This is a genomic window from Enterococcus raffinosus (assembly GCF_018917525.1).
Lineage (GTDB): Bacteria > Bacillota > Bacilli > Lactobacillales > Enterococcaceae > Enterococcus_A > Enterococcus_A raffinosus_A.
The window spans coordinates 1-10735 of record NZ_JAHLOS010000066.1; the positions used below are offsets into that span (position 1 = coordinate 1).

A 10735-nucleotide genomic window follows, 5' to 3' on the forward strand; every position below is an offset into this window, starting at 1 on the left:
AACACTTTCGTCGTGTCGCTACACGGTATGACAAATTGGCAAAGTCGTTTTTATCATTTGTTTATGTGGCTGCTATCTTCAAACTGACTCAGTAACGAGTTTTCAGACACGTCCTAGTATTTATTAAAAAAGGAAGTGCTGGTAGCGTGGAGCAAAATGCTAAGAAAAAATGATCCATAATCTCACCTACTTTTTACTATAGCAGAGTATTTCAGCAATTCGCAGAAACGAATATCCATAAAAACTAGACGAATATCCCAATACAATGTTTATTAATTTATTTGTTTGTTAAACTTCGAATTAAGTAAAGGAGGAAATAGAATGAAAACTATTTTGTTAACTTTAAGTTGTTCTTTAATGATTGGACCAGCAATACTTGTAAATAACGGTGAGGAGGTGACTCAAATAAATCAGTCAGTTGAAGGGAGATCATTCTATCCTTATAGATTCCCCTCAATTCCTCCAAAACAGTTTGCTGGAAAAACATTAATTTACTATGAATATATTAGTTCAGGTAAATACTATGTGGGCTGGTATAGTTAAACCTTCTCTATGTCTCTGAATAACATTCACGCTATGTTTTCTAAACTAAAAATGATTTTGAAAGGAATTTTGTTTATGAAAAAAATAATTTTTGGAATTTTTACTACAGTCACCCTTCTTTGTGGAACAGGGCAAATTGTAGCCTCTGCTGTAGAAAACGAAGATACCTCTGGAATAACGGGTAGTTTCATCGTTGATTCTAATGGTAATACTGATTCCCCAGATAAAAGTATAATTAACGAAAATACTCTGATAGATAATACACTAATACCTGAAAAAAACCCAAAATTGCGCGCTAATCCTGGCTCTTACTACGTAAGTTCTTACGCATACACCGACTATTTGGCAAATCCCTTAAATCCAATGCCTATGTATATCAATGTGACATCCTCTATAAAGAACTATTACGATGGATTGCGCGGAAGATGGGTTTATGATTACTACGCAGGTACATTGAAAAAATACAGTCAAAATAGGAATACTGGCTACTACTCAGGAACAATGTATAAAACCTCTACAGCTAGTTTATCATTACCTACCGAATAAGAAATATATATTATGAACAAAACTAGAAAAATAATACTATCTACAGTTTTTATAATCACCACTCTATTGATCTCTTCTAGCATAATACAAAGTCAGAATTCTTCAAAGAAAAATTTTAATGTTGATGAACTTAATCAACTTTCTGATAAGAGATTATACAAAGAACCATTTTTTGAAGAAGAAGTTCAAATGGGCATTGAAAAAGATGGAAAACTTATAAAAAATGGGAAATTAAAAATTCTAAGACGAAGAACAGATTCTGCTTTTTCCCTAAAAGAACAGTCTAAAGATAAAAAATTCATTAATGATCACTAAAGATACATCAAAAAAATTGTAAAATACCACCGTTTTTACCTTTACAAGATACTGTATTATGATCCGACCTCTTCTGTATTAAATTCTATCTATCGATGTTAAAATGTTTGTGCCGTATAAAAAGGAATGCTACGTTCTTTCGTGTCGCTGAAAAAATGCTCAAAGATATATTTAAACATGGTTGCTTGAACAAAAAACATCGATGATTGATTTTTTACCAATCATCTAAAAGATAAAGACGTGTGAATATTTAGTAAAGTACTACTATCACTAGTTGTAGGAATTAGTTCGCTTGGTATTTTGCGAAGAAATTCAAGTTAGACTGCATATGGAAAGTCTAGAAGTCAGAGCGTCAAAGTTTCGTCATTTCCATTCTAATATCTATCAGTAAATACTTGTGTATCACACGAAAGATGAGAGTTCAGGACTTTGTTACATTTACGATCAATAAAAGTATAAAGGTTGAGTTCATCCCTATCAGCTGGCCTAGTGAATTATTTGATGAGACATTTTCATCCATAATCAGACCATGAAAGAAGACTCATCTGATCTAACGACATACTCCCCGTATATGGAACATTTAAATGTAAAGTGTTCTACATACGGGAAGTTTAGTATGTCTGGGACTTTGATATCTTTGGTCAAACAACCAATAGCCACCGAGCCAACTGTGCATCCACTCTTCATTAGCCGTCGTGGATTTTAACATACTAGAAAAAGACTTCTGCACTAAGCCAATGAAAGCAAAACTGAAGCAATGCATGTTTGGTGTAGCCAATTGTACAGATAAGTATCAATGGAAGCACTCTGGAGAATTCTTAAACGAGAGAAAATTTCCAGACGTATAATCCCAAGACTAAAAATAATGAAAGGACAATATTTATTGATCCGATATTTAGATTCCTATCTTTACTGAGTAGAGCAGAACATATATTTGATCTTTATAAAGCAATTTTTCAAATATGCTTATCTTTAAAATAGCTTGATAACCATATTAATTCCCATTCTTTTTTTATTGAAAACTCCAGCATCCAATAATTACTTCAAAAATTGCATCATTTGATTGACTTAGAAAATCAAAAGTGAAGTACTCAGATAAAATATTCACATTAAATCCTCATGTAAATGAAAACTGGTATAAATAGTATTGCCAGTAGTATGATCAAAAGAATTATAAGTATTTTCATATACTTATTCATAGCTAATCCTCCTCTTTCGTAAGATAAAAAAGCATTTTTAAACTAAGATAAGATATATTCAATGTCTTCCAAGATTAAGGGGGATCCCCAACTATCCTTCTGTTTTTTTAAATCTAACCTTCTCGAAATCATCTTACTTAATTTACTCATACTCGGGCCAAATCCATGTGAATTATATCCAGCTATTTCCTTTTCTTCAATTAGTTGCTTTATCTCGTTCCATTTCCCCTGAATTCCCACCATAAATTGATAATAACTATAGTATTTAACTTGAACAGAATCATTCAAGTCAAAACCTTTGAATAAAACGTCTTGTTTTCTAATATTATTTTGAATTTCAATGGATTTTTCCCAAGACCAGTATAAATCCCTATACAATTCCAAAACATCAATGACAAACTTGCATTCCTCATTTGAAAGTTCATCGCTAAAGAGTTCGATGGAATCTTCATAATCTCTAACATAACCATTTGTAAAAATAATTGCCAATTCATTGTACATTCCAGCTTCGAGATCATTTCCAGCAATTCTTGATAGTATTTGATACTGATTAGCTAAAAGTAGTCTCTCTTTTAAACTCAACTCTAAACTCATAATACTTATCCTCCATTATTATTTTTTTTACACTTATCAGAAATGTAATTCTCACAATCTAAAAAAATTCTTTCTACTTCTTTTTGTGGGAAAACTGTATTTTTCAAAAAAACATACATTCAATTTAGCAAACGTATATGTACATTATGTGGAGGAATACTCTTACAAGAAGAAATCCATAATTTCTACACATCTGTCAATTACCTTATCAATAGAAGGAACAAATTGATCGTTAGGTAAACTTGGCTGGAAAAATGATTTTTATATTCATACAATTTAGTCACTAAACTTAATGAATAGGAGTATTTTTATGTTAGCAAAAATATATGTTTTCGGAATGACTGGTTCTGCTTCTGTTGAACTCATTCAATATAATCTTGATAAGGTAAATGGGATTCAAAATGTAAAAATAAGTTTAGACTCAGAGTTACTGAGAATAAAATTTGATGAGAAAAAAACAAATGTCAAGATTATTCTCTCTGTAATTTTTGACTTGGGTTTTGAGGTGGAAATGAAAGAATGCAGCCAGCTGTTTTTATTTGAAATATCTGGACTAAGTTGTTCAACAAACCTTGAAACTATAAAAAAGGAACTATTACTTATAGAAGGGATAAATCAAGTTCAGTTTGACATTAACAAGCACCAACTAACTATATTAACTTCAAAAGAGTCCTCCCTCTTCGAAGCTGAAGAATCATTAAAAAAAAGGGGGTACTTAATCTTTACACTTCCGGATGAAAATGAAGTAAAGAAGAAGAAAAGAAGTCTCATATTTTTCCTTATATCATCTTTCTTTGCATTAGCCGGGCTTGTTTTCTCCGCAACTGACAAATTTTTTTTATACCCTTATAGTACATTTCTAATAATTGAAGATCATTTCATTTTTAAGAATTTTCAATTAACCATTCTTTTGATTCTAACTATTTTGTGGTTCGTACGTGTAATGGATAGATACTTCTTTTCAAAAAACAGTAGAACTTTTTTCACAGATATATTTACAATAGTCGTATACATGATGGCCTTTTTTATTGTCTATTCGAATCAAGATATGAATAATCGGAGCACATTCTATTTCTCAATTTCTATTCTTTGTTTGATTTTATTATGTATCAGTGATTATTTAGATTCAGTTAATTCATTTCAAATTTCAAAAAAATTACAACAAGCAAAGGGCCTTACATCAAAATATAAAACAATTATTGAAAAAAATAATGAAATCGAAATTCCAAATAATGATGTTAAAAAAGGAGACTTAGTTCTAGTAAATCCCCATGAAATTTTTCAATACGATGGTTTTATCGTCGAGGGCAACTCATTTGTAAATGAATCTTCACTGACAGGATCGAGTTTATTAGTAGAAAAAGTAATCGGCGAAAAAGTTAGAGGGTTAACTAGAAACGAAAATCAGAGGCTTATATATAGTCCAAATGAAGTAGGTGCAAAAATATCGTTAGATCAAAATAATTTCGCTGAACAGCTAGGAAAAAAAGTGAGCAAAAAAAGCACATTACCAATTCATTTATTTATTTTTATCATTGCCAACCTCTTTTTTCTTTATCTCAATAAGAATCTATTCTATTTAGGATTGTTGGTAAACATTGTTATTTTTTGCTTTATCAAATTTTTCGACTCACTCGCTCAGTTTCTTACTACAAAAACTGGGCTTACCAAAGGTGTTTTACTCAAAAAATTCTACAAAATGAATTCAATAAATAAAGTTGGTAATATCTTTTTCGATAAAACAGGAACCTTAACCAATGGGATTCAGGAAATAAAGGAAGTAGTTGGTACCAAAAACAGTGAAGAAGATTTCATTTTAATGATTGCGGCCTCCGCTCTTAGAGAGACCAATTATCCGTTCACGGAGGCAGTGATACGAAATTCAAAAAAGAAGAATATAGACACAATATCCATAGATTCTATTGAGTGCAAAAATAATTCTGGGCTTTCTGTTTATATTGATGGAATTAACTTCAAAGTTGGAACTGAAAACTTTTTTCGTTCTTCCAACTTGAATAGATTTGTTGAGAAGAAAAATAGACAGCGTAAAAATAATAATGTATATATTTCAAAAGATAATACTTTAATTGGTTTGATAGAATTTTATGATAGCTTGAGAAAAGAATCTGTTCCAACATTAAAAAAATTGAAATCCATGGGAAGCTCCTTAACAATTTTAACTGGAGATACTATGTTTAATACAAACCAGTTTTTTCCAACAAGGGCTGGATTATGTGAAACAATCTGTGAACTATCAGACTTTGAAAAAGCTGAAATTATTAAAACTAAAAATCTAGATGGAAACAACTCTCTTATGGTTGGAGATGGATACAATGATATAATGGCCTTAAATGTCGCTGATTTAGGCATAGCACTAGGAAGTAGTGAGAAGTCAGTTTTAATGAATGCAGATGTCATATTTGTTAATGATAATTTGGAAGATATTTTTACTATACTAGAAATGATCAACAAATTGAAAATCAGTAAAATATTCAGTCGCTTTTTACTGTTCCTATTAATTATTTTGATTCTGTTCATTTATTTTTGAAATCTCTCCAATAATTGTATTATTGCAACTTTAAACTAGTCATTTAATTTCTATGTTATGCATTGTCTCCAATAAAGAAATATTGCTTTTTAAATAAAAATAGAAAGTGTGATATTACATGAAAATATTGATCGTGGATGATGAGGTAAAAATTCTGGACATTATAGAAGCTTATCTGATCGCAAATAATTATGTTGTTTATAAAGCACAAACCGGCAATGAGGCACTGGAAAAAATAGAAAAATATAATCCACAGCTAATTGTCTTAGATATAATGTTGCCTGATGTTGATGGTATAAATATTTTAAAAAAAGTTCGTGAATCAAACAACACTCCAATCATTATGTTGACAGCTAAATCTGATGAAGATGACATTTTGACTGGATTACATTTAGGTGCTGATGACTATATGGTTAAACCATTTAGACCTAAGGAATTAGTCGCTCGAATTGAAACTGTATTGAGGCGAGCGGATCCCCATTCGACCGAAAGTAAACTAATATTTAATAATCGAGAACTTATTATTGTTCCTGAGAGTAAGGAAGTTTTTTTTAACAACAAACTTATTTCAATGACTTACACAGAGTTTGATATCTTATTCACATTAGCAAATACACCTAATAAAATCTTTTCTAGAAGTGAACTTATTGAAAAAATAAAAGGATTTGATTTTGAAGGTTTAGATAGGTCCATAGATTCACATATAAAAAATATCAGAAGGAAACTTGAGTGCGATCCCAAAAATCCCAAATACATTCTTACAATCCATGGAACTGGCTATAGATTCGGGTATAAAAAATGAAAAAAAGAGCAATTCGAACTCAACTATTTGCATCTTTTCTAACACTGGCTGTGATCATTATTGGGTCAATTAGTTTAATAACTTTCAGATTGATTGAGTCCCATTTTAAAAAGTATATTGATGAGCAGCAGGATTATAGATTAGAACAATATGTTAATACACTAGATTTACTATGGTCAAATAGTGAACAATCTTGGACTGATAAACAACTTTCTTTACTGTCCGAGAAAGCTTTAAAAGATAATTTTTATTTTTCGATTTCTGACAATAATGGCGATACTATTTGGGAGTTGCAAGGTAAAGACTTGAGTAAAGCACAAAGTATTCTGAAAAAGAGCAAAACATATTTAAAAAGTTCGAATGAAAATTCTTTTAAGAAAAAAGATAAACAACTGATATATGATGGAAAAAAGATAGGGAAAGTTTCATTCTACTACTTTGGTCCTTTCTCTTATACAGCTCATGACGCACAATTTATCTCAAGTTTTCAAAAGAGCTTAATTTTTCTTTTTCTCTCTGCTTTGTTAGTTTCATTTCTTTTTGCTTCTTGGATATCTCGAAAGTTAAGTGAACCATTAAAACATATAAGTACGTTTACTCACGAGTTATCCACTGGGAATTACTCAAACCATATTCCTCAGGAAACAAGTATCACCGAAATTAACTTTTTAATTGACTCTTTAAACGACTTAAATGATCAATTAGAAAAACAATACAGTCTCCGAAAACGATTAACTACTGACATCTCTCATGAATTAAGAACTCCCCTCACAACATTGATGGGAAACCTTGAAGGGATGATTGATGGGATATGGGATTTAACTCCAGAAAGACTTCAGTTATGTTATAGCGAAGTCGAACGATTAACTAGGTTAATCGGGAACATTGAGCTTTTAAATAGAATTGAAGCTAATTTTGAAAACTTGCATAAGACTACATTTGATCTTGGAAAATTAACAAAGCAAGTTATTCTGAACTTTTCTAGTAAAATAGAAGAAAAGTCTCTAAATGTGAGTATTGATGATAGAAAAGTGAAAGTTTATGCTGATAAGGACAAAATAAATCAAGTGATTACCAATTTATTAAGTAATGCAATTAGATTTACACCGGATGGTGGAACCATTTCTTTCAAATTATGTACAATTAACTCCTTCCCTACTCTAATTATTACTGATAACGGCATTGGCATAAAAAAAGACCAGATTAATAATATCTTTGATAGATTTTATACTTCGGATCCTTCAAGAAATGCTAATTTTGGAGGACAAGGTATTGGTTTAGCAATAGTAAAAAGTATTGTAAATGCGCATCGTGCATCTATTAGCGTACAAAGTAATTACGGACAAGGAACTTCGTTTACAATCACTTTTCTATACACTAAATAATAAATTATGTCTAGGAAAATTAAAATGGATCAGTTAGTGAAGAAAGTTGGCAAATTTTGAATCACCTTTCATCTGTTGAAATGAAAGACAAAATGGTTGAAAATAGAGTAGCATCATGAAGGTATCAGATAGTAAGGTATATTTAAAAGGGCTCTATACTTTCTAGTGTTGGTGGAAATCTACCAGCACTCTTTTTGTGCGAAAAAATAAACAGACACCTTGAAATCCTTTAGAATAAAGTCGACGAAAACCAATAAAAAGGAGAATTCCAGATGTCCATTTCAGATACTATCAAAGAAATGCTCGATATTCTAGACCCTAATGTTTGTGGCAAGATAAAAGTACATACAATTGCAACGCAAAAGTACACAACTTAGCAATCAGCGTAGAATAAAAAAGCCATTGCGAGCGACCTGAAATTCCTCTAAAGTTATAGTCTCGACACTGTAACTGGAGGTAAGAAAGGTATGCTCACAATGACCGATATCAATACTATCAGAAATCTACGGAATAATCACGATAAATCCATTAATCATATTGCAGAGGAGCTGGATATCAATTGGCGCACCGCCAAAAAATATGCCGACGAAGATCTGATCCCACAATCAAAAATTCGTAAAAAAACTGGTATGATGTATGTCGAAAAATGGGGTGGCATCGTTGCCCTTTGGCTTTCTGAAGACGCAAAATTGCCCAAGAAAAAAAGACGTACAGCTGAAGCAATGACCCTAGACCTCAAGGCAGAAGGCTTCCCTGGATCCTATCGAACAGTTTGTGCTTTTATCCAAGATTGGAAAGCTACTCATTACCTTGAAGGTAATGAAGACCATGGGTTTGAACGTTTAGAACATCCTCCGGCTGAAGCACAACTCGACTTTGGTACAATGGAAGTTTGTCATGATGGAGTCTTCAAGGATGTCAAAGTTTTAGTAATGAGTTTCCCTTTTAGTAATGCAGGCTTTGCAGTAACACTCCCGGCGGAAAATCAAGAATGTCTTTTAGAAGGCATGAAAGAGCTGTTTCGCCAAGCAGGCGGTGTGCCGCGTAAAATTCGAATTGACAATATGTCAACGGCTGTTATCCAAACGAAATCTAAGCTAGAACCTGCAGTGTTAACTGACGGTTTCCTGCAATTCGCTACCCACTATGGATTTGAGACCCAAGTGTGCAACCCGCGAAGCGGCAATGAAAAAGGCAGTGTAGAAAACAAAGTGGGCTATGTTCGTTACAATTTCTTTTCCGCAACACCGATTATGACTGATTTTGCCAGTTTTAATGACTCCTTAGCTTCTCGACTAGCTCAAGATCGTGAGCGGGTACATTATGAGAAATATGTTGTGATTAATGAACTTTGGCTTGAAGAGAAAACGGATCTCTTGGCGCTACCTGAAACAGATTATCCGGTATTTAAAGAAATAGAAGTAAAAGCAAATAAATACAATGAAATCAAGCTAGACAATGAGCGGGTCCACGTTCCTCGTGCACGAAATCATTCAGTGATCTATGCACTACTTCGCTTTGATTCTTATCAGCTCATTAGCACAGACGGTGAAATCATCACAGAGGGTCTTCGACCCTATATGATGAAATCTAGAGCGATTGACTGGCAAGCAGTTCTACTTGATTGGCGGCGGAAACCACGAGCGATGCATTATTCCCGCTATTGGAAGTATTTGCCTGAGCGGATCAAACTTTACTTGAGCCATACGGATTGGAAAGAACAAGACAAGCGCTTGAATCAACTGTTAGGATTATTGATTACAAATGACATGTTAGGAATTGACCGCAACTTCTACGAGCTGATTGGCGCTTTGGAAGACCCAGATGATGCTTACGCTATTGATTGGGGAAGTTATGATAATTTTCTAACCGCTGGTTTGGAGGTTGGCAATTAATGGATAAAGCTCGATTAGAAGAAGCTTGTAAACAGCTCCACTTATCGCATATACCGCAAGCCATGGGGTCAAACACCTCAGATACCAAGGAAGATTGGCTGATATTTTTGTTGGAGAATGAGTTAAAGTGCCGGGAGAGACTGAAGACTATGCGTCTCTTTAAACAGGCAAAGATCCCCGTTCAGCGAACGTTGGACAACTATGAGTGGCATGAGCATATCCAATTGCCAAATTCGACGACTAAAGATGAATTGACTAGCCTCTCCTTTATCCGTCAGAAAGAAAATGCCGTGTTTGTAGGCACTCCTGGAACAGGAAAAACTCATTTAGCTTGCGCTCTCGGCCAAATGGCTACGCAAGCAGGCATTGAAACGCGGTTTTGGCGCGTCTCCGACTTAGTCGGAGAGCTGGAAACTCGTTGGAAGAATAATACGCTAGAGGTTTTTAAACGAAAATTTGATAAATTGAAGCTGATTATTTTAGACGAAATGGGCTATGTTCCATTCACCAAAGAGGGAGCTGAACTGCTCTTCCAGCTGATCAGTGATTGGTATGAGACTAAGAGTATTATTCTAACAAGCAACTTGGAGTTCAGCCAATGGAATAAGGTATTTGTCGATCCACGACTGACCGCTGCTTTGGTTGATCGCTTGATTCACCATGCCCATATTCTCAGCTTCACTGGCGAAAGCTTTCGACTAAAGAACGCATTATCAAAATCAAAATAATAAAAGAATGATTTCAGGTTGCAGTATTGTGTATCTTTCTTCTGCAATTTTATGTATAAAAGTGGTTCTTTCCAGCGTTAGTTGAAAATCCGCTTTTTTCTCATCCATTCTAATTGAATGGTCTTTTTCCTTAACGTTTCAAAGCTACAACGACCATACATGATTCTTTTGATGACTTTC

General features: G+C 33.3%; 9 protein-coding genes. 8 read left to right on the forward strand and 1 reads right to left on the reverse strand.

Annotated features, from left to right (window positions below; genetic code table 11):
* Positions 1–321 precede the first annotated feature (321 nt).
* The 3 genes from KQI58_RS21840 (at position 322) to KQI58_RS21850 (ending at position 1404) form a co-directional block, all read left to right on the forward strand.
* Complete coding sequence (locus KQI58_RS21840; protein WP_216411046.1) at positions 322–543, forward strand: hypothetical protein; 222 nt, start codon at positions 322–324, stop codon at positions 541–543.
* Positions 544–618: 75 nt separating this feature from the next.
* On the forward strand, positions 619–1089 hold the full coding sequence (locus tag KQI58_RS21845; protein ID WP_216411047.1) for a hypothetical protein: 471 nt from the start codon (positions 619–621) through the stop codon (positions 1087–1089).
* A gap of 12 nt (positions 1090–1101) precedes the next feature.
* Positions 1102–1404, forward strand: coding sequence for a hypothetical protein (locus KQI58_RS21850; protein WP_216411048.1), 303 nt, complete (start codon positions 1102–1104; stop codon positions 1402–1404).
* A gap of 1241 nt (positions 1405–2645) precedes the next feature.
* On the opposite strand, the gene KQI58_RS21855 is transcribed toward KQI58_RS21850, so the two are convergent.
* A complete protein-coding gene (locus KQI58_RS21855; protein WP_127978955.1) occupies positions 2646–3197 on the reverse strand; it encodes a YfbU family protein in 552 nt (183 codons plus the stop codon).
* Between the two features lie 310 nt (positions 3198–3507).
* Here KQI58_RS21855 and KQI58_RS21860 point away from each other — a divergent pair, with 310 nt between their 5' ends.
* From KQI58_RS21860 to istB, 5 genes are all read left to right on the forward strand, one after another.
* Positions 3508–5745, forward strand: a complete 2238-nt coding sequence (locus KQI58_RS21860; RefSeq protein WP_216411049.1) for a heavy metal translocating P-type ATPase — start codon at positions 3508–3510, stop codon at positions 5743–5745.
* A 118-nt stretch (positions 5746–5863) separates the two neighbouring features.
* The gene (locus KQI58_RS21865; protein ID WP_127978953.1) at positions 5864–6547 is read left to right on the forward strand and encodes a response regulator transcription factor; all 684 of its coding nucleotides are present in this window, start codon (positions 5864–5866) and stop codon (positions 6545–6547) included.
* On the forward strand, positions 6544–7932 hold the full coding sequence (locus KQI58_RS21870; RefSeq protein WP_216411050.1) for a sensor histidine kinase: 1389 nt from the start codon (positions 6544–6546) through the stop codon (positions 7930–7932). The genes KQI58_RS21865 and KQI58_RS21870 overlap by 4 nt, the downstream gene beginning before the upstream one ends.
* A gap of 467 nt (positions 7933–8399) precedes the next feature.
* On the forward strand, positions 8400–9827 hold the full coding sequence (istA, locus tag KQI58_RS21875; RefSeq protein ID WP_216411051.1) for an IS21 family transposase: 1428 nt from the start codon (positions 8400–8402) through the stop codon (positions 9825–9827).
* Positions 9827–10555, forward strand: coding sequence for an IS21-like element helper ATPase IstB (gene istB, locus KQI58_RS21880; protein ID WP_216411052.1), 729 nt, complete (start codon positions 9827–9829; stop codon positions 10553–10555). Before istA ends, istB begins: the two co-directional genes overlap by 1 nt.
* Positions 10556–10735 lie beyond the last annotated feature (180 nt).

Coding starts and splice junctions, on each gene's coding strand:
- KQI58_RS21845 (WP_216411047.1), top strand. CDS start 619: ATGAAAAAAATAATTTTTGGAATTTTTACTACAGTCACCCTTCTTTGT.
- KQI58_RS21855 (WP_127978955.1), bottom strand. CDS start 3,197: ATGAGTTTAGAGTTGAGTTTAAAAGAGAGACTACTTTTAGCTAATCAG.
- KQI58_RS21840 (WP_216411046.1), top strand. CDS start 322: ATGAAAACTATTTTGTTAACTTTAAGTTGTTCTTTAATGATTGGACCA.
- KQI58_RS21850 (WP_216411048.1), top strand. CDS start 1,102: ATGAACAAAACTAGAAAAATAATACTATCTACAGTTTTTATAATCACC.
- istB (WP_216411052.1), top strand. CDS start 9,827: ATGGATAAAGCTCGATTAGAAGAAGCTTGTAAACAGCTCCACTTATCG.
- KQI58_RS21870 (WP_216411050.1), top strand. CDS start 6,544: ATGAAAAAAAGAGCAATTCGAACTCAACTATTTGCATCTTTTCTAACA.
- istA (WP_216411051.1), top strand. CDS start 8,400: ATGCTCACAATGACCGATATCAATACTATCAGAAATCTACGGAATAAT.
- KQI58_RS21865 (WP_127978953.1), top strand. CDS start 5,864: ATGAAAATATTGATCGTGGATGATGAGGTAAAAATTCTGGACATTATA.
- KQI58_RS21860 (WP_216411049.1), top strand. CDS start 3,508: ATGTTAGCAAAAATATATGTTTTCGGAATGACTGGTTCTGCTTCTGTT.